Origin of the sequence: Kitasatospora sp. NPDC059160 (genome assembly GCF_042755465.1) — a bacterium.
Taxonomy (GTDB): domain Bacteria; phylum Actinomycetota; class Actinomycetes; order Streptomycetales; family Streptomycetaceae; genus Kitasatospora.
In genome coordinates, this window is sequence record NZ_JBHZCN010000061.1 from 4810 (window position 1) to 22238 (window position 17429).

The 17429-nt window shown below is 74.6% G+C and carries 16 protein-coding genes and 1 pseudogene; 11 read left to right on the forward strand and 6 right to left on the reverse strand.

Translation table 11 applies throughout. The annotated features are described in order from the left end of the window. Positions 1 to 124: 124 nt before the first annotated feature. Entirely contained in the window at positions 125 to 1102 is a 978-nt protein-coding gene (locus ACFXOZ_RS24895; RefSeq protein ID WP_380592744.1) for a DUF4349 domain-containing protein, read from the reverse strand. 219 nt (positions 1103 to 1321) lie between these two features. Here ACFXOZ_RS24895 and ACFXOZ_RS24900 point away from each other — a divergent pair, with 219 nt between their 5' ends. From ACFXOZ_RS24900 to hemQ, 3 genes are read left to right on the forward strand one after another with little or no spacing between them, the layout of a single operon-like run. After that, positions 1322 to 1912 (forward strand): Uma2 family endonuclease, encoded by a 591-nt coding sequence (locus ACFXOZ_RS24900; RefSeq protein ID WP_380524210.1) that lies wholly within the window; start codon positions 1322 to 1324, stop codon positions 1910 to 1912. Between the two features lie 34 nt (positions 1913 to 1946). Continuing rightward, positions 1947 to 3389 (forward strand): protoporphyrinogen oxidase, encoded by a 1443-nt coding sequence (gene hemG, locus ACFXOZ_RS24905; RefSeq protein WP_380592746.1) that lies wholly within the window; start codon positions 1947 to 1949, stop codon positions 3387 to 3389. Next, on the forward strand, positions 3386 to 4111 hold the full coding sequence (gene hemQ, locus ACFXOZ_RS24910; protein ID WP_375888299.1) for a hydrogen peroxide-dependent heme synthase: 726 nt from the start codon (positions 3386 to 3388) through the stop codon (positions 4109 to 4111). Before hemG ends, hemQ begins: the two co-directional genes overlap by 4 nt. Positions 4112 to 4173: 62 nt before the next feature. On the opposite strand, the gene ACFXOZ_RS24915 is transcribed toward hemQ, so the two are convergent. From ACFXOZ_RS24915 to ACFXOZ_RS24930, 4 genes and pseudogenes are all read right to left on the reverse strand, one after another. Next, positions 4174 to 4728 carry a hypothetical protein gene (locus ACFXOZ_RS24915; protein WP_380524205.1) on the reverse strand — a complete coding sequence of 185 codons (555 nt, stop codon included), beginning with the start codon at positions 4726 to 4728 and terminating at the stop codon, positions 4174 to 4176. A gap of 44 nt (positions 4729 to 4772) precedes the next feature. Then, the gene (locus ACFXOZ_RS24920) at positions 4773 to 5555 is read right to left on the reverse strand and encodes a TIGR04222 domain-containing membrane protein (RefSeq protein WP_380524203.1); all 783 of its coding nucleotides are present in this window, start codon (positions 5553 to 5555) and stop codon (positions 4773 to 4775) included. A gap of 69 nt (positions 5556 to 5624) precedes the next feature. Next, positions 5625 to 6704 (reverse strand): TIGR04222 domain-containing membrane protein, encoded by a 1080-nt coding sequence (locus ACFXOZ_RS24925; protein WP_380592748.1) that lies wholly within the window; start codon positions 6702 to 6704, stop codon positions 5625 to 5627. A gap of 28 nt (positions 6705 to 6732) precedes the next feature. Beyond that, a pseudogene (locus ACFXOZ_RS24930) lies at positions 6733 to 7994 on the reverse strand (DUF692 domain-containing protein). A 354-nt stretch (positions 7995 to 8348) separates the two neighbouring features. Here ACFXOZ_RS24930 and ACFXOZ_RS24935 point away from each other — a divergent pair. From ACFXOZ_RS24935 to ACFXOZ_RS24950, 4 genes are all read left to right on the forward strand, one after another. Then, the gene (locus ACFXOZ_RS24935; protein ID WP_380592750.1) at positions 8349 to 9275 is read left to right on the forward strand and encodes a GNAT family N-acetyltransferase; all 927 of its coding nucleotides are present in this window, start codon (positions 8349 to 8351) and stop codon (positions 9273 to 9275) included. 133 nt (positions 9276 to 9408) lie between these two features. Further along, on the forward strand, positions 9409 to 10194 hold the full coding sequence (locus ACFXOZ_RS24940; RefSeq protein WP_380409546.1) for a hypothetical protein: 786 nt from the start codon (positions 9409 to 9411) through the stop codon (positions 10192 to 10194). A gap of 121 nt (positions 10195 to 10315) precedes the next feature. Further along, positions 10316 to 11326: an MBL fold metallo-hydrolase gene (locus ACFXOZ_RS24945; protein WP_380409545.1), complete on the forward strand. Its 1011-nt coding sequence runs from the start codon at positions 10316 to 10318 to the stop codon at positions 11324 to 11326. A gap of 189 nt (positions 11327 to 11515) precedes the next feature. Then, positions 11516 to 13273 carry an ATP-binding protein gene (locus ACFXOZ_RS24950; RefSeq protein ID WP_380592753.1) on the forward strand — a complete coding sequence of 586 codons (1758 nt, stop codon included), beginning with the start codon at positions 11516 to 11518 and terminating at the stop codon, positions 13271 to 13273. On the opposite strand, the gene ACFXOZ_RS24955 is transcribed toward ACFXOZ_RS24950, so the two are convergent. Beyond that, positions 13187 to 14542, reverse strand: a complete 1356-nt coding sequence (locus tag ACFXOZ_RS24955) for an RNA-guided endonuclease InsQ/TnpB family protein (RefSeq protein ID WP_380592755.1) — start codon at positions 14540 to 14542, stop codon at positions 13187 to 13189. The two genes, ACFXOZ_RS24950 and ACFXOZ_RS24955, sit on opposite strands and share 87 nt — an antisense overlap. A 132-nt stretch (positions 14543 to 14674) precedes the next feature. On the opposite strand from ACFXOZ_RS24955, the gene ACFXOZ_RS24960 reads away from it, so the two are divergent. The 4 genes from ACFXOZ_RS24960 (at position 14675) to ACFXOZ_RS24975 (ending at position 17316) form a co-directional block, all read left to right on the forward strand. Continuing rightward, positions 14675 to 15121 carry a roadblock/LC7 domain-containing protein gene (locus ACFXOZ_RS24960; protein ID WP_375888317.1) on the forward strand — a complete coding sequence of 149 codons (447 nt, stop codon included), beginning with the start codon at positions 14675 to 14677 and terminating at the stop codon, positions 15119 to 15121. Next, positions 15118 to 15471 carry a DUF742 domain-containing protein gene (locus ACFXOZ_RS24965; RefSeq protein WP_375888319.1) on the forward strand — a complete coding sequence of 118 codons (354 nt, stop codon included), beginning with the start codon at positions 15118 to 15120 and terminating at the stop codon, positions 15469 to 15471. Before ACFXOZ_RS24960 ends, ACFXOZ_RS24965 begins: the two co-directional genes overlap by 4 nt. Positions 15472 to 15559: 88 nt before the next feature. Then, complete coding sequence (locus ACFXOZ_RS24970; protein ID WP_375888485.1) at positions 15560 to 16126, forward strand: ATP/GTP-binding protein; 567 nt, start codon at positions 15560 to 15562, stop codon at positions 16124 to 16126. Then, the gene (locus ACFXOZ_RS24975; protein ID WP_375888322.1) at positions 16123 to 17316 is read left to right on the forward strand and encodes a cytochrome P450; all 1194 of its coding nucleotides are present in this window, start codon (positions 16123 to 16125) and stop codon (positions 17314 to 17316) included. The genes ACFXOZ_RS24970 and ACFXOZ_RS24975 overlap by 4 nt, the downstream gene beginning before the upstream one ends. The last annotated feature ends 113 nt before the right edge of the window (positions 17317 to 17429 follow it).

The window sequence follows — 17429 nt, forward strand, 5'->3', positions numbered from 1 at the left end:
GGTGTGTGGCCTCCCTGGCCCCCGCCCGCGACCCGCCGGGTGGCCGCCTGGGGCCCGGCGGCCCGCGGCCGCGCCCCCCGGGGGGGGGGGCCCCCCGGGGTGGGGGGGCCCCCGCCGCCGTGCGTCATTCCCCGGAAGCCCCGGGGTGCTCGGGCTCCTCGGGGTGCTCGGGCTCCTCGGGCCGGACGACCGGCCGTGCGCGGGTCCGGCGCCAGTACCGGTAGAGCAGCGCCCCCGGGACCCCGAGCACCAGCAGGAACGGCGCCACCGCGGCCAGCGCCACCACCAGCGCGGTCCCGATCGCGACCAGCACGTGCCAGCCGCCGCCCAGCGCCGAACCCACCGATTCGCCGAAGCCCTTCCCCCCGGCCGCCGTCGGCGTCGGGGTCGGCGTGGGGGCCACCGCCTCCCGGTGGACGTCCAGGGTGACGGTCGAGTACGAGGTCCGGGCGGCCAGCTCCTTCTGCTGCTTCTGCAAGGACTCCAGGTCCGCCTCCCGGCGGCTCAACTCGCCCTCCAGCGAGGTGATGTCGCTCAGCGTCTTGGCCTGGGCCATCAGCGCCCGCACCCGGTCCACGCTCGCCTGCTGGGTCTGCACCCGGCTCGCCACGTCCGCGACCTGCTGGGTCAGGTCGTCCGCCTGGCTCTTGCGCGAGACCACCCGGCCCAGGGCGGCCAGCTGGTCCAGGGTCTGCTGGTAGGCGGCGGACGGGATCCGCAGCGTCAACTGGCCGTACTCGTCCGCACCGCCGCCGTTGACCGACTCGCCGCCCACATAACCGCCCGACGCGGTCGTCAACTCCCGCGCCCTGCCCAGGACCTGCCCGACGTCCTTGGTGGTCAGCGAGAGCTGCGCGGTGTACGAGATCAGCCGGGCGTCCGCGGCCGGAGTGACCCCGGCGGCCGCCGGCGCCCCGGAGGGCTGCCCGCCCGCCGGGGCGGGAGCGGCCGGCGCGGCCGCCCCACCGGCCGCCTTCGCCGGCGCTCCCGCCGAGTCGTTCCGCCCCGATTCCCCGCCGCCGCTCGCACTGCAACCCCCGGCCAGCAGCACCGCGGCGGCCACCGCCACCACCGGCACCCCGGCCCTCGCCCGTCGTCCCATTCCCCGGCCCCTCCCCAAGTCCGCTGGCATTTCCTGCCATTGGACGCAAGAGCCTGCCCGACGGACCCGCCCGGCAGATCGCAGGTCCATCACAGCTCGGCCCCGGGACGGACACGACCCACCGGAGTGCTCCATCCCGCAGGTTCGCCATGACCGGCTCTGTGGCACACGGCTTGTGTGGCCCGCAGGCAGCGCCGCAGAACTCGCTATCTTGGAGTTATGAGCGAGCTGCCGGACTGGATGTACGCGCCCAGAGTCGAGGGTTGGATCGCTGACGACCTCGACCACCTGCCGCAGGCGCCGCGGCACACCGAGCTGATCGACGGAGCCCTGGTCTTCATGATGTCCCCGCAGCGCACTTGGCACAGTTGGGTCGTATCGGGCCTGAACGCGGCGCTGGAAGGCCTCGTGCCGGATGGATTGTGGCCGGAGCGCGAGATCACGATCAAGCTCGACCGCACCAACCGCCCGGAACCAGATGTGATGGTCGTGAGCGCCGAGCCCGACCCCACTCGCACGTGGTACGAGCCGACCGAGGTGGTACTGGTCGTTGAGGTGGTCTCTCCGGAGTCCGCCCAACGCGACCGCGAGGTCAAGTTCCGGAAGTACGCCAAGGCCGGAATTCGGCACTATTGGATCGTCGAGGAGGAGGACGGTCTGCCGGTCGTGCACGTCTACGAGCTGGATCCAGCGGCAAGTGCCTACGCGCCGGCCGGGATCTTCCGGGGCAAGCTGGAGCGGCCGGTGCCGTTCCCGACCGTCATCGATCTCGACAGGTTCGTGTCCCGGCGGAAGCGTGCAGCGGATTGAGGCATCCGTGTAAAGACCTGCGAGACTGCGAGGCATGTCGGATGCACAGGTCGTCGTCGTCGGTGGTGGGATCGCGGGGCTGGCTGCGGCCGCCTTCCTGAGCGGGGCGGCCGGGGGGCCGGCGCGGGCGCGGGTGACACTGCTGGAGGCGTCGGGGCGGGTCGGCGGGAAGCTGTGGGGCGGCGAGGTCGGCGGGGTCCGGGTGGACCTCGGGGCCGAGTCGGTGCTGGCGCGGCGGCCGGAGGCCGTGGACCTGGCCCGGGCCGTCGGGCTGGGGGCGGAGCTGGAGCCGCCGACCGGCGCCAAGGCGGCGATCTGGACCAGGGGCGCGCTGCGGCCGCTGCCGGGCGGGCAGGTGATGGGCGTCCCGGGCGACCTGGAGGCGCTGGCCGCCTCCGGGGTGCTGAGCGCCGAGGGGCTGGAGCGGGCCCGGCACGAGCGGGCCGGCGAGGTCGGGGCGGACGTCGCGATCGGCCGCTACGTCGCCGACCGGCTCGGCCAGGAGGTGGTGGACCGGCTGGTGGAGCCGCTGCTGGGAGGCGTCTACGCCGGTCGCGCCGAGGAGATCTCGCTGCGCGCCGCCGTGCCGCAGCTGCTGCCGATCGCCCGGAGCGGCGGCTCGCTGGTCGAGGGGGTGCACGCGCTGGCGTCCCGGCCGCAGGCGGTCGGCACCCCGGTGTTCCAGGGGCTGCGCGGCGGCCTCGGCACCCTGCCGGGGGCGGTGGCCGCGGCCTGTGTGAAGGCGGGCGTGGACCTGCGCACCGACACCCCGGTGGAGGAGCTGCGCCGCACCCCCGAGGGCTGGCGGGTGGTGGCCGGCGGCGAGGTGCTGACCGCCGACGCCGTGGTGCTGGCCGTCCCGGCGCCGGCCGCGGCCCGGCTGCTGCGGGCGGACGCCCCGGCGGCGGCCGCCGAGCTGGACGCCGTCGAGTACGCGGGCATGGCCCTGGTGACCCTGGCGTTCCGCCGCGCCGACCTGCCCGAGCCGCCGGCCGGCAGCGGCTTCCTGGTACCGCCGGTGGACGGCCGCCGGATCAAGGCCTCGACCTTCTCCTCCAACAAGTGGGGCTGGCTGCAGCGTTCCGCCCCGGACGCCTTCCTGCTGCGCACCTCGCTGGGCCGCCACCGCGAGGACGAGGTGCTGGAGCTGCCGGACGAGGAGCTGGTGGCCCGCTCGCTGGCGGACCTGGCGGAGGCGGTCGGCCTGACCGCCCGGCCGTACGACACCTTCGTGTCGCGTTTCACGGCGGGCCTGCCGCAGTACCCGGTGGGCCACCCGGACCGGGTGGCCCGGGTGCGGGCGTCGGTGCGGGCGGTGGGCGGCCTGGCGCTGTGCGGCGCCGCGTACGACGGGGTGGGGATCCCGGCCTGCATCGCTTCGGCGGCCGCCGCCGCGGCGGCCGTCGGTGAGCACATCGACGAACGGTTGACCCCGACGACCGGGGACGGTTCCACGGAGAGGACAATGGGCGCATGACTGAGAGCGTTGAGCGGGAGCCCGAGCAGCGGCCCGAGAAGAAGAAGGCGCGCGACCTGAACCAGGTCATCCGCTACACCATGTGGTCGGTGTTCAAGCTCAAGGGCGCCCTGCCCGAGGACCGCACCGCCCTCGCCGCCGAGGTGGACGAGCTGTTCGCGCAGCTGGACGCCAAGGACGTGACGATCCGCGGCACCTACGACGTCTCCGGGCTGCGCGCGGACGCCGACCTGATGGTCTGGTGGCACGCCGAGGACTCGGACGACCTCCAGGAGGCGTACAACCGCTTCCGCCGCACCGGCCTGGGCCGCCAGCTGGAGCCGGTCTGGTCGAACATGGCCCTGCACCGCCCGGCCGAGTTCAACAAGTCGCACATCCCGGCCTTCCTCGCCGACGAGCGCCCGCGCGACTACGTCTGCGTCTACCCGTTCGTCCGCTCCTACGAGTGGTACCTGCTGCCGGACGCCGAGCGGCGCGCGATGCTCGCCGAGCACGGCCAGATGGCCCGCGGCTACCCGGACGTGCGGGCCAACACGGTGGCCTCGTTCGCGCTCGGCGACTACGAGTGGCTGCTCGCCTTCGAGGCGGACGAGCTGCACCGGATCGTCGACCTGATGCGCGACCTGCGCCCCTCCCGGGCCCGGCTGCACGTCCGCGAGGAGGTGCCGTTCTTCACCGGCCGCCGCAAGCCGGTGAGCGAGCTGCTGAACGGCCTGGCCTGACCCGCGCCGTACCGGAGGCCGGCTCCCCCCCGCTGGGGTGGGAGCCGGCCTCCGGCCGTTCGTCAGGGGCGCGGCCCCGCGAACTCCCGCAGGACGGCGTTGTAGCGGGTGCCGAGGTCGACCCGGGTGACGTCGGAGAAGCGGAACTTCGTCGGCTTCGGGCGCCAGCGCGCCTCGGGGTCGACCTCGTGCAGCCGCAGCGAGGCGGGGCGCACGGCGGTGACGGCGCCGACCCAGCAGGAGTCCGGGGCGTTCCGCTCGGTGTGCAGCGCGATCATGCCGTACTCCGCACAGGCGGTGGCGAGCAGCCCCGGCAGGTCGTCCAGCGGCAGTTCGGCGCCCGGCGGCCGGACGGGCCACCGGCCCCGGCGGCGCAGCACCCGCACGGTCAGGGTGTCGGGGCCGCCGAGGTCGCGGACCTTGCGCAGGTCGGTGGTGCGCACGGCCGTCCAGCCGTCGAGGTGGTGGTCGGTGCACGCGGCGAGCAGCGTCCAGACCGGGCCGGTGCCGAGGACGAAGCCCTCCAGCTCGTCCGCGCCGGGGATCGAGCGGCGCAGCCGGACCGGCCGGCCTTCGCGGTGGGCGCGGTCGAGTGCGGCGCGGTGCTGGTCGTCCATGGGGCGGAGTCTGCCCCGGTCAGGGCCGTCGGCGCAGCCGGTTTTCAGCCGCGGTGCGGGCGCAGGGCGGCGCGCAGCCGGGCGTCGGGGAGCACGGCGGGGCCGTTCATGGCGACGGCGGTGAGCAGTTCGCGCTCCTCGTCGTCGGCGAGGCCGTGCTGGCGGGCCGGGCGGACCTCGCGCAGCACCTCCTGGCCGATCGGGGAGGCCCAGCGGGTGTACGGGTAGACGTCGACCCGGGCCATCAGCAGGGTGCCCGCGGTGAGCACCAGCGGCAGCGAGAACCAGGCGATCGGGGCGAGGGTGTCACCGCCGGTGAAGCCGCTGAGCGAGACCGCGGCGGCGAGCAGCACCACCGTCAGCAGCATCGCGTGCCGGACCTGGCGCACCACCACCACGGTGTTGCGCTGGACCAGGGCCGGGGTGGCCAGGCCGGCCAGCGCCAGCCGGGCGCCGATCTCCAGCACGGTGGGGTGCTCGCCCATCGCCCGGCGCAGCTCGTCGGTGCGGCACTGGCCCTCGGGGCCGACGGTGGCGACGACCGCCCGTTCCAGCCGGCTGCGGCCCCTGGGGTCGACCACGGTGGTCCAGCCGGTGTGGGCGAGGTGCAGACGGCCGCGGCCGGCCATCAGGACGAGGGCGAGCTCCACCACCCGGTCCGGGCCGCCGGCCAGGTAGGCCGTCTCGTACAGTCCGATGCCGACGGCTTCCGGCGGGCGCCGCCCGTCCTGGTCGGCGAGGGCATCGGCGGTGGCGGTCATCCGCACCAGCCGGAGGCAGGACAGCACCGCCGCGACACAGGCCGGTATCAGGAACAGCAACCACATGGGCTTGTTCTATGCCTGGGGCCCCGGCGCGGGGAACGGCTTCCCGGGGCGCGATACCGAACTGTGACGTCAGGAGCCGCCGCAGCTGCTCCCGCAACTGGACGAGGAGCCGCAGCTGGAGGACGAACCGCAGCTCGACGAGGAGCCGCAGCTGGAGTGCGAGGAGCCGCCGCACGAGGAGTGGTGCGAGGAGCTGCCGCACGAGGAGTGGTGGTGGGTGGAGCCGGAGTCGGAGGAGCCGCAGGAGGCGGTGGAGGCGGCGCCGCAGGAGGACCCGCCGGACGAGGAGGTACCGGACGAGGATCCGCCCGAGGAGAAGAAGGAGGAGGACGAGGCCGCCTGGGCCTGTCGCACCGCCTCGTCCTCGGCCGCCGCGGCCAGCATCGCGGCCTCCAGCTCCTGGTCGTCCAGCGCGGCCGCGGCCAGTCCGCCGAGGGCGACCGCGCCCAGCATCGCGCCGCCCGTCAGCCGGGGGGAGACGCCGGAGCCGGGCGTCCACGGGGTGCTGCCCTGCATCAGCGCGAGCTGGCGGTGCCCGGCCGGGGTGACCCGGCCGTCGGCGGGGAGGGTGGCGAGCAGGGCGACGGCGCCGAGGAGCAGCAAGAGGCCCGGGTACCAGAGGTTGGGGCGGTCGTAGAGGGCGTCGTTGTCGTCCAGCAGCAGGGCGAGCCCGGCGAAGACCACGACGTCGAGCATCGCCAGCCAGAGCAGCCGCCGTGCGACGCGGGCCCGGTGCAGCCGTTCCGGGCGGCGCATCAGGCCGCGGTCGGCGAGCCGGTCGCCGATCTCCTGGACGGCGGCGGAGCGCATCACCGTGCGGCGCAGGGTGCCGAGTTCCCGGCTGCCGGTCGAGCCGACGGCGTCGTGCACGGCCTGGTCGACCGCGTCGTACGGGCGGGCGCCGGTGAGGGTGACCAGTCCGGCGCGGTTGATCACGACCTGTTCGCCGAGGTGCATCCGGACCAGCGCGGTGTCGAAGACCCGGCCCGGGCCGCCTGCCAGGAAGGCGGTGTCCAGCAGCGGCAGGCCGCGGCCGGGCAGGCCCTGCGGGTGGGGCACGTGGCGGACCCGCTGCCTGGCCTGGGAGGCGTACAGCGCGGCCGCGACCAGCAGGAGGGCCGGGATCAGGAAGTAGCTGTTGTGCCACATGGGCGGTTCCCCCGATTGAGACGTCGGATCAGTGGCCGCGCAGGGCCCGGCGCAGCCTGGCGAGCGGGCCGGGCGGCGGTTGGGGCGCCGGGTGGAGCCACTGCTCCAGGGCGCGGCGGTGGTCGGCGGCGGACGGGCCGCCGTCGGTGAGCACCCACGCGGCGAAGGCCCGGGCGTCGGCGTGGTAGCCGCCGGTCTGCGGGTGGGTGCGGGCGTAGGCGAGGAAGAGCGGCCCGTACCGTGCCCCGAGCAGGCGGGGCAGGTCGGGGGCGACCTTCGCGGTGGTGTCGCGCCGCTTGGCGGCGAGGCCGGTGGACTGGGCGCGGACCTGGTCCGGGTCGAAGCCGGGCGGGACGGGCCCGCCGGCCACCAGGGCGGCCAGCAGTTCCGTCTGGCGCCGGGCCAGGCGCTCCCGGGGGGTGCCGGTCGCGTCCTCGGCGCCGGCGCCCCCCTTCGGCTCGACGGGGTTCAGGTCGGGCGTCATCGGGTGCTCCCCTCCAGCACCCGACGGATGGCGTCCAGTTCACCGGCCAGTTCGGAGGGCGGCGGGAAGTCGGCGTCCCGTTCCAGCAGGACGCCGGGCGGTTCGACCCGCGCGCAGAGTTCGGCCAGGACCTCCAGCACCGGTTCGGTGACGGGGTGGGCGTGGGTGTCGTGCCACACGCCGTCGACCAGGGTGCCGCCGGCGACGTGCACGTAGGCGAGCGCCTCCAGCGGCAGGCGGTCGAGCTCGGCGGCCGGGTCGGTGCCGAGGTTGACCCGGTTGGTGTGCAGGTTGGCCACGTCGATCAGCAGTCGGACGCCGGTCCGCGCGACGAGTTCGGCGAGGAACTCGCCCTCGGTGAACTCGTCGTCGGGCCAGGCGAGTTGGGCGGCGATGTTCTCCAGGGCGAGCGGCACCGGCAGCTGGTCCTGGGCGATCCGGACGTTCTCGGCGATCACCCGCAGGGAGTCCCGGGTGCGCGGGACGGGCAGCAGGTGGCCGGCCTCCAGGGCGCCGGCCCGGACGAAGGCCAGGTGCTCGGTGACCAGGGGGGAGCCGAGCGCGAGGGCCGTTCCGGCGAGCCTGCCGAGCCGGCCGGGGTCGGGCCGGTCGGCGCCGCCGAGGCCGAGGCCGACGCCGTGCGGGACGACGGTGACGCCGCGTTCGCGCAGGACGGTGAGCGAGGTGGGCAGGTGGTCGGCGCAGACGTTCTCGGCGACCACTTCGACCCAGTCCAGGCCGGGCTGGCGCTCGACCACGGTGTCGATCTCGCTGCGCCAGCCGAGGCCGACGCCGAGCCGGGGCACGGTGGTGGCCGTCGCGGTGGTCTCCGTCGTGGCGGTGTCCACTGTGGAGGCGGTGGAGCCGGGCAGGTCCAGGGCAGGGGAGGTCATCGGTTCGCCCCCTTCGGAGGGCTGGGTGGGGAGGCCGTCGGGCGGTGCGGGCGTCGTCGCCAGGACCGCGCGGCCGTGTTGCTGAGGATGTCCCCGGGCGGGGTGGCTGCCAAGCCTCACCCGGTCTTCTCAGAGCATTATTTGAGCCTTGCCGTTCAGGTGCGCGAGGATTCCGGCCCGGAGTCCGGGGCGAATCCGCGGACGGACGGCCCGGTGGCGGGGAAATACGGAGGCGGCGGCGGACGGGCGCGGATAGCGTGCGCATCGATGACTGAGACCGAACTGACGATCCGAGACTTCCGCCCCGCCGACGCCGAGGCGGTGACCGCCGCCCACCGGGCCGGCCGCGAACACCTGGTGATGAGCGCCGAGGCGCTGCTCTGGATGAACTCCCGGACGAATCCCGAGGAGCGCTTCCGCACCTTCGTCGCCGAACTGGACGGCCGGGTGGTCGGCGCGGTGCGCTGCGGACTGGTGCTCGGGACGACGACCACCGGCGTCGGCTACGCCAACGGCAGCGTGCTGCCCGGGTTCCGGCGGCGCGGCGCGGCCACCGCGCTGCTGGCCGCGGCCGAACGGCACCTGAGCGCCCACGGGGTGGCCGAACTGCACACCTGGCTGGACGACGAGCCCGCCGCCCTGGCCTTCGGTGCCGCCCGGGGCTACCAGCCGGGGCGCGAAGCCCACTTCGGCGGGCGGGACCTGGCCCTCCCGCTGCCACAGGCACCGGTGCGGCCGGCCGGCGTCGAGCTGCGCCCGGCCACCGACTGGGCGGACGATCCGCGCCCGCTGTTCCTGGTGGAGGCGGACGCGATCCGGGACGAGCCCGGCGAGGTGGTGATGGACGCCCTGGACTACGAGGAGTGGCTGCGGGGCGACTGGGCCCGGCCGGACCTCGACCTCGGGCTGACGGTGGTCGCCGTGGTGGACGGCGAGCCGGCGGCCTTCACCATGGCGCAGACCGACGGTATGGGCCGCTACTGGTCCGCGTTCACCGCCTGCCGCCGGGAGTTCCGCGGCCGCGGGCTGGCCAAGCTGGCCAAGCTGGAGTCGCTGCGGCTCGCCGCGGCGGCCGGTCACCGCCGCGCGTACACCAGCAACGACGCCACCAACGCGCCGATGCTGGCGGTCAACGCCTGGCTGGGGTACGAGCGCTGCGCGGGGGAGCGGAAGGGGATCAAGCGCCTGGGGTGACCGGGGCGCGGGGATCCGGCCACCCCGATTTGCCGCGAAGGGGGTATTTCCGGCCACGGACGGGGACATGACCAGGGCGCACAGTTCGTGGTCGAGTCTTCCTCCGGGGGATCATATGGAGATCCTGCTCCAGGTGCTGATCGCATCGGTGCCGGCCGTGATCGGCTTCCTCGCGGCCCGTTCCCTCGCCCGCACCAGGCTGTTCCTGCGCTACGGCTTCCTGCGGGCGCTGCTGGCGCCGTACGGGCGGGTGCAGATCGTCATCCCGAGCCTGGAGGTGGCGGAGTTCGCCTTCACCTCGGACGGCTGCCAGTTGACCAGCCGCGGGCCGAAGAACGTGCTGTTCGTGCCGATGGCCGAGGCCAGGGCGATAGCGGAACTGACCGACCTGCTGCGGAAGGTCAACCGCAAGGCGACGATCGAGCTGGTGGTGGCGGGGGCGCAGGACCCGCGGATGCCGACCTTCTCGATCGGCGGGCCGGGCGTCAACTCGTACTCCGGTGGCGTGCTGGACACGGTGTTCCCGGACTTCGCGGTCGAGTACCCGGACGAGGCCCGTGCCCGCTGGGGCGGGATGACCTTCGAGGCGCTGTACAACCCGGCCGGGGAGCTGATCCGCGACCACGGCTTCATCTTCGTCACCCGCACGCCCCGGCAGGCGCCCTGCGTCGTGCTCTGCGGGGTGTTCGCCTTCGGTTCGGCGATGGCGGTGGAGGCCCTGACCTCGGCGAACCGGGGGTCCCCGCTGGCGGCGCTGTTCCGCTCGGGGGAGAAAGGATTCGTCGCGGTGGAGGGGCGGGTGATCGGGCTGGACACGGTGGACGTCACGGTCGAGGTCTGCCGGGTGCTGCCCACCCAGCGGTCCGACGTCCCGTCGGGTTTCCGGGGCGAGGTGTCCACCAGTCGTCCCGAGCCGTGAGACGATTGGTCTCGACCACGTGGTGCGAATCCGGACAGTGCGGGAGGGAACGGGGCACTAACTCCAGCTGTTCGTACAGCTTTTGCCCCATCCCTGACACAACATGGGCATAATCGCGCGCATGACGATCAACCGTGCGAACGTGAGCGCGATTGCCGAGGACCTGTACGTGTGGCTCCCCCCGAAGCGGGGCTGGGGCCTGGCCAACTGCGGCCTGCTGGCCTCGGAGACCACCGCGCTCTGGATCGACACCCCCTACGACCCCTCACTGGCCGGGGAGTTCCTGGCCGCCAGCCGGCGCCTGCTGCCGACCGGGGTCGACATCGACCGGGTGGTCGTCACCCACGCCAACGGCGACCACCTGTGGGGCGCCGGAGTGCTCCCCGACGCCGAGGTGATCGCCACCCGCGAGGCGCTGGAGCACATCCACTGGGAGCCCACCCCCCAGCAGCAGCACGCCCTGCTCACCAACAGCGACCCGGACTCCCCGCTCGGCGGCTACCTCCGCGAGCACTTCGGGGGCTTCGACTGGTCCACCACCGAGCCGGTGCACCCGGACACCGTCTTCACCGGCGAGCTGGAGCTCACGGTCGGCCGCTACCCGGTGCAGATCACCAGCCTGCCCGCCGCCCACACCGGCGGCGACCTGATGGTCCACCTGCCGCACCAGCGCGCCGTGTTCACCGGCGACGTGATCTTCTCCTCGACCCCCGAGCAACCGGGCGACCACCCCTCGCACTGGGCCGGCCCGCTGGAGAACGTCATCGGCGCCTGCGAACAGGCCCTGGACACCGGCGCGGAGATCTTCGTCCCCGGCCACGGCCCGGTGCTCGACCGCGAGGGCGTCCAGGAGCACATCGGCTACCTGGCGTACGTCCGCGAGCGCGCCCACACCCTGCACGCCGCCGGGATACCCGCGCTGGACGCCGCCCGGCGGGTGATCGCCGAGCAGCGCCACCCCGAACTCGGCCTGCCCGAGCGGCTGGTGCTCACCGTCGCGGCCGAGTACCGGCACCTGGACGGCTCCGAACTGCCCGGCATCCTGGACGCCATGGCCCAGGTCGCCGTGGTGGCCCGCGAACTGGCCGAGGACTCGGCCCGGATCCCGCGCCCGCGCCCCGCCCGGAACTGACCGCCCGGAACCGACCGCCGGGGCACCGACCGCCGGGGCCCCGACCCCGGCCGGACCCCGCGCGCACCCGGCACCCGCACCCCGGCACCCGCACCACCGCACCCGCGCGCACCCCGCTCCCGAGCTCCGCCCGGAACCGAACCCCGGGCGCCGGCCCGGGCCGAGCAGCAAGGACACCCGAGGACCCCGATGACGCAGATCGCGCTGATCGCGCTGATCGTCCTGGCGCTGGCCACCACCGCGGCCGCGGTCGTGCTCGCCCGCGGCCGGGCCGCGGCCGTCCGCCGGGCGGTGGCCGCCGAGGCCGCGCTCGGCCAGGGCGCGCAGCAGGCCCGCGCCGCCGAGGCCAAACTCGCCCGCGCGGAACGCCAGCGGGACGAGGCCCAGGAGGCCGTACGGAACGCCGCCGAGCAGACCCGGCGGGCCGAGGAGCACACCCGGGCCGCCGACCAGCGGGGCGCCGCCGCCAACGCCCGGGCCAGGGAGGCGAACGCCGGCATCGGGGAGGCGAACGCCCGCGCCGCGGCCGCCGAGGCCCGGCTGGCCGCCGCGGACCGCGGCGGCGCCGCGCTGCTGGCGGAGATCGGCCACCTCGCCCAGGAGCGGGTCGCCGCCACGGCCGTCCGGCTGACCCACACCAACGCCCCGACGGTCGGCCCGCTGGACCCGCAGGCCGTCGGCCCCGAGGGCGTCCGGGCCCTGCAGTCCGTCCTGGACGCCACCACCGCGGCCCTCGCCGACGAGCGCGAGCGGGTCGACGCCGCCGCCCGGGCCGCCATGCGCGGCGCCACCTCCCGGATCCAGACCCTGCTCTACCAGATCCAGAGCCTGGTCCAGCAGCTCCAGCACGACAACGACGACCCCCGGCTGCTGGAGGTCGACTTCCGCAACGAGGTCGCGCTGCGCCGGATCCAGACCGTCGCCGTGCTCTGCGAGGCCTGGCCGGGCCTGGCCCGGACCGACTCCCCGCTCGCCGAGGTCGTCGTCGGCGCGCTCTCCCGGGTGCCCGGCTACGCCCGGATCAAGGTCGCCAACCACCTGCGCGAGCAGCGGCTGGCCGTGGTCGCCCGGGCCGCCGAGCCGATCGCCATCGCCATCGCCGAACTGCTCGCCAACGCCACCGCCTACTCCCACCCGGAGACCGACGTCCCGGTCACCGTCCAGCAGGGCGGCCGCGGCGCACTGGTGATCGTCGACGACAGCGGCATCGGCATGGACGAGGACCAGCTGCGCCGGGCCCGCCGACTGCTGGCCGGCCCGTCGGACGTGCTGCTCACCGAGCTGGGCAACCCGCCCAAGACCGGCTTCGCGGTGGTCGGCAAGCTGGCCCGCCAGTACGGCTTCACCTGCCACATCGAGCCCTCGCCGTACGGCGGCATGCGGACCCTCCTGCGCATCCCGGCCGCGCTGGTGACCACGGTGGACGACGAGCAGCCGCTGTCCGTGCTCACCCCGCTGCCGCTGCGGGCCGGCAGCGGCCCGGCACCGGCGCCCACCGTCGCGGCCGTCCCGCCGATGCGCGACGCCGACGAGCAGGCCCCGCCGGTGCTCGCCGACCGCCACAACCAGCCCGGCCCGCACCCGGCGCCGGCCATCCACGTGGTCCCCGACCCGGACATCGCCGCCACCCCCGACGGGGACGGCAGCGGCCTGCCCAGCCGACGGCGGCGGCGTCCGCGCACCGGCGAGGAACCGGGGGCGGCGCCCGGCGCACCGTCCGCCGGGACGGCGGGAGGGCCGGGGGAGCAGCCCGCACCGTACGTCCGCACCCCCGAGCGGGCCGCCGCCCACTGGCAGGCCCTGCAGCGCGGCACCGACTCCGGCCGGGCCGCGGCGGCACAGGCCGCCCCGGGCAGCGCCTCACCCGAAGACAGCGCGATCACCCGGAACGGCGTCGCCGGTGGCCACACCACCGGTCCGACAGACATAGAAGGAGTCGAGCATTGACATCCTCCCCGGCTGAGGCCGGGAGATTCCGGCCGCACCTGCTGCGCGGGGCTCCTGCCCCGTACGGCCGGCGTTCCGGCGGGTTCCCCGTTCAACGGGCCGTGCCCGGCGTGGGATCGCCACGTCGGGTCTCACCGGCCCTCCAGGGGCGTTTAGCCTGTCCGCCTGCCCGGCGGCCAGGATGTTGCGAGCGGCGTTGAGGTCACGGTCATGCAGCACACCACATGCGCGGCAGGACCACGCGCGGATCGCGAGGGGCTTGGGACCGTCACGGTGCCCACACTCCGAGCAGAGCTGAGAGGACGGGAACGTGCGGTGCACGATCCCGACCGTGCGCCCGCGCCGTGCGGCTTTCTCTTCGAGCAGTCGGCGGAAGGTGGCCCATCCGGCATCGTGGACGGATTTGGCCAGGCGACCTCGGGCGAGGCCGTGTACGTTCAGATCCTCCAGGTACACCGCTTGGGTTTCGCGGATGATCCTGGTGGTCTGTTTGTGCAGCCAGTCCCTGCGGGTGTCGGCCACCTTGGCGTGTGCCTTGGCGACCTTGCGGCGGGCCTTGGCCCGGTTCTTCGATCCCTTGGCCTTACGGGACAGCTCCCGCTGCGCGGCCTTCAACCGCTTCTCGGCCTTACGCAGGAAGCGCGGATTGTCGATCACGCTGCCGTCGGAGAGCACGGCATAGGTGGTCAGCCCGAGGTCGATGCCGAGCTCGGCATCGACCTCGGGCAGGTGGCACGGATCCACGTCCACGACGAAGCTCGCGTGGTAGCGCCCAGCCGGGTCCAGCACGATCGTCACCGACGACGGGTCGGCGGGCAGCGCCCGCGACCACTTCACCCGCACATCGCCGATCTTCGCCAGGTTCAGCTTCCCGTTGGACCGGACGCGGAAGCCGTTGCGGGTGAACCGCAGCGACTGCCGGGCGTCACGCTTCGACTTGAACCGAGGCAGGCCGACCGGTCGGCCCTCCCGCTTGCGGGCCACCGAGTCGAAGAAGTTCCGGTAGGCCGTGTCCAGATCCCGGAGGGACCGGATCAACGGATCCACGCCCACCGAGGCGAGCCACGCCCGCTCCGGAGTCTTCTTCGCGGCTGTGATGACCTGCTTCTGCAAGTCCGTGGCCTTCGGGTACGGCAGGCCGTCCTTCCAGGCGTCCCTCCGTGTCGCGAGGGCGTCGTTGTACACCACCCGCGCGCACCCGAACGTCCGTGCCAGAGCCACGCGCTGACTCGCCGTCGGATAGGCGCGATAGGAGTACCTCAGATGCACACGATCAACCTAGCCGGAGCCACCGACAACGGCTCCTACCCACATGCCTTGAGCCCGCACGCCGCTGTGCGGCAGGGCGGAACGGCCCCCATTTCCCCCGGCCGACGCCGGGAGCACCCTGGGAGTACAAAAGTGAGCAGCTCGCCCAGCCCGACCGCCACCGAAGAGATCTCCTGGGTGCTGAACCCGCTGCTGGAGCTCCCGGGGGTGCTGCACGCGGTGGTCGCCACCGGTGACGGCCTCGTCGAGGCCGCCTCCGACGGCCTCGGCCGGGCCTCCGCCGAGCGGGTCGCCGCGATGACCGCCACCGTGCACGCCGCGGCCCGCGCCTTCACCACCGCCTTCACCGACGTCGAGCGGCCGCGGCTGGCCCAGACCGTGGTGGAGTCCGACCTCGGCTACGCCATCGTGGTCCCCGCCGGGGAGAACACCTCGCTCGCCGTGTTCACCGCCCCGGACGCCCAACTCGGCAACGTGGCCTACCAGATGCAGCTCCAGGTCGCCGCCCTCGGCCGGGCCCTGGCCAGCCCGCCCCGGCAGCAGGAGGCCGGCGCGCAGGGCACCCCGACCGGGTCATGAGCGCCGTCCCCCGCAGGCGGATGGTGCCCGCCTACCTGGCCACCGGCGGCCGCAGCCGCCCCGGCACCGACGGCTTCGAGCGGCTGACCGTCCTGTTCGCGGACCGCGCCGAACCGCCCGGCGACCTCGACCCCGAGCACCGCCGGCTCTGGGAGCTGCTGCGCCCCGGCGCGCTGACCGTGGTGGAGGCCGCCGCGCACCTGCGCCTGCCGGTCAGCGCCACCGTCTTCCTGGCGGCCGACCTGGTCGAGGCGGGCTGCCTGCGCGCCCGCGCGCCGATCCCGCGCGCCCAGCAGACCGACCGCTCCATCGTCGAGAGGCTCCTCGTTGGACTCCGTGCGCTCCGGTGACCCCGGCAGCGGCCCCGGCCCCGGCCAGGACCTCCCGGCCGCAGGGCCGAGCCGGGTGGGCTACCTGCCCGACCGGGACCAGCTGCTGATGAAACTGGTGGTCGCCGGCCCGTTCGGGGTCGGCAAGACCACGCTCATCCGCACCCTCTCCGAGATCGCCACCCTGCACACCGAGGAGGCGATGACCGAGACCGGGCGGCCGGTGGACGACCTGGCGGGCCTGCCGGAGAAGACCACCACCACCGTCGCGGTGGACTTCGGCCGGCTCACCCTGCCCGGCAACACGGTGCTCTACATGTTCGGGACCCCCGGCCAGCGCCGCTTCTTCCCGCTCTGGCAGGACATCGCCCGCGGCGCCCTGGGCGCGCTGGTGCTCGCCGACACCCGCCGACTGGCCGACTCCTTCGAGATCATGGACATGGTCGAGGAGCAGGGCCTGCCGTACGCCGTCGCCGTCAACACCTTCCCGGACTCCCCGGAGCACCCGCCCGAGGTGCTGCGCGCCCACCTGGACCTGCACGCCGCGACCCCGCTGCTGCTGTGCGACGCGCGCGAGCGCGGCAGCAGCCTCGACGCGCTGATCGCCCTGGCCGAGCACGTCCTGGAGACCCTGCCCGCCACCGCCACCGCCACCGATCCCCAGGAACGCCCGTGACCGTCGAGACCCGACCGACCCCGATCTACGGCCCGGTCTTCGCCGCCGACCCCCAGCTGGTGTACGAGCGGCTGCGCCGCCACGGCGCCGTCGCCCCGGTCGAGATCGCCCCCGGCGTCGAGGCCCTGCTGGTCACCGACTACCAGGCCGCCCTGGACCTGCTGCGCGACACCGACACCTTCTCCAAGGACTCCCGCGCCTGGCAGGCGACCGTCCCGCCGGACTCCCCGCTGCTGCCGGTGCTCGGCTACCGCCCCACCGCGCTGTTCAGCGACGGCGCGACGCACGCCCGCTACCGCGCGGTGATCACCGACGGCCTGGCCCTGCTCGAACCGCACCGGTTGCAGCGCCAGGTCGCCGAGGTGGCCCACCAGCTGATCGACCGCTTCGCCGCCGTCGGCAGCGCCGACCTGATCGCCGAGTACGCCCGCCAGCTGCCCGCCTTCGTGCTGACCACCGGGTTCGGCGTGCCGGAGGAGGAGCACGCCGAGGTGGTGGCGGCGATCACCGGGCTGATCGAGTCGGGCGCCCGGGCCGGTGCCGCGTACGGCAAGCTCGTCGCGGTGGTCACCGCGATGGTCGCCGAGCGCCGCGAACGCCCCCGGCACGACCTGGCCTCCTGGTTCGTCACCCACCCGGTCGGGCTGGACGACGACGAGGTGATCCGGCAGATCACCCTGACCATGATCGCCGGGCACGAGCCGACCACCAACCTGATCGGCAACGCCCTGCTGCGGCTGCTCACCGACGCCCGCTACGCCGGCTCGCTGTTCGGCGGCGCGATGACCGCCCACCAGGCGATCGACGAGGTGCTGTGGCACGAGCCGCCGATGGCCAACCTCTCGGCCCACTACCCGCGGTACGACATCACCTTCCACGGCCGCGAGATCGCGGCCGGCTCGCTGGTGCTGGTCTCGTACGCGGCCGCCAACTCACAGGCGGCGCCGGCCACCGACGGCACCGAGCTGCGCAGCGGCGAGAGCGCCCACCTGGCCTGGGCGGCCGGCCCGCACGCCTGCCCGGCCCGGGACCCGGCCCTGCTGATCGCGATCACCGCCATCGAGCAGCTGACCAGCCGGCTCAGCGACCTCGAACTGGCCACCCCGGCAGGTGAGTTGCTCTGGCGCCCGGGCCCGTTCCACCGCGCCCTGGTCCACCTGCCGGTCCGCTTCGCCCCGGTCGCGGGATAGCCGGCCGGACAGCGCCGAGGGCCCGGCCGCCCGGGCGGGGCGGGCCCACGGCCCCCGCCGGCATCGCACCCCGGCCGGCCGCAGGGGGAGCGGGGTTGGGTTGTTGAAGTTAC

Coding starts and splice junctions, on each gene's coding strand:
- ACFXOZ_RS24895 (WP_380592744.1), bottom strand. CDS start 1,102: ATGGGACGACGGGCGAGGGCCGGGGTGCCGGTGGTGGCGGTGGCCGCC.
- ACFXOZ_RS24900 (WP_380524210.1), top strand. CDS start 1,322: ATGAGCGAGCTGCCGGACTGGATGTACGCGCCCAGAGTCGAGGGTTGG.
- hemG (WP_380592746.1), top strand. CDS start 1,947: ATGTCGGATGCACAGGTCGTCGTCGTCGGTGGTGGGATCGCGGGGCTG.
- hemQ (WP_375888299.1), top strand. CDS start 3,386: ATGACTGAGAGCGTTGAGCGGGAGCCCGAGCAGCGGCCCGAGAAGAAG.
- ACFXOZ_RS24915 (WP_380524205.1), bottom strand. CDS start 4,728: ATGGACGACCAGCACCGCGCCGCACTCGACCGCGCCCACCGCGAAGGC.
- ACFXOZ_RS24920 (WP_380524203.1), bottom strand. CDS start 5,555: ATGTGGTTGCTGTTCCTGATACCGGCCTGTGTCGCGGCGGTGCTGTCC.
- ACFXOZ_RS24925 (WP_380592748.1), bottom strand. CDS start 6,704: ATGTGGCACAACAGCTACTTCCTGATCCCGGCCCTCCTGCTGGTCGCG.
- ACFXOZ_RS24935 (WP_380592750.1), top strand. CDS start 8,349: ATGACTGAGACCGAACTGACGATCCGAGACTTCCGCCCCGCCGACGCC.
- ACFXOZ_RS24945 (WP_380409545.1), top strand. CDS start 10,316: ATGACGATCAACCGTGCGAACGTGAGCGCGATTGCCGAGGACCTGTAC.
- ACFXOZ_RS24950 (WP_380592753.1), top strand. CDS start 11,516: ATGACGCAGATCGCGCTGATCGCGCTGATCGTCCTGGCGCTGGCCACC.
- ACFXOZ_RS24965 (WP_375888319.1), top strand. CDS start 15,118: ATGAGCGCCGTCCCCCGCAGGCGGATGGTGCCCGCCTACCTGGCCACC.
- ACFXOZ_RS24970 (WP_375888485.1), top strand. CDS start 15,560: ATGAAACTGGTGGTCGCCGGCCCGTTCGGGGTCGGCAAGACCACGCTC.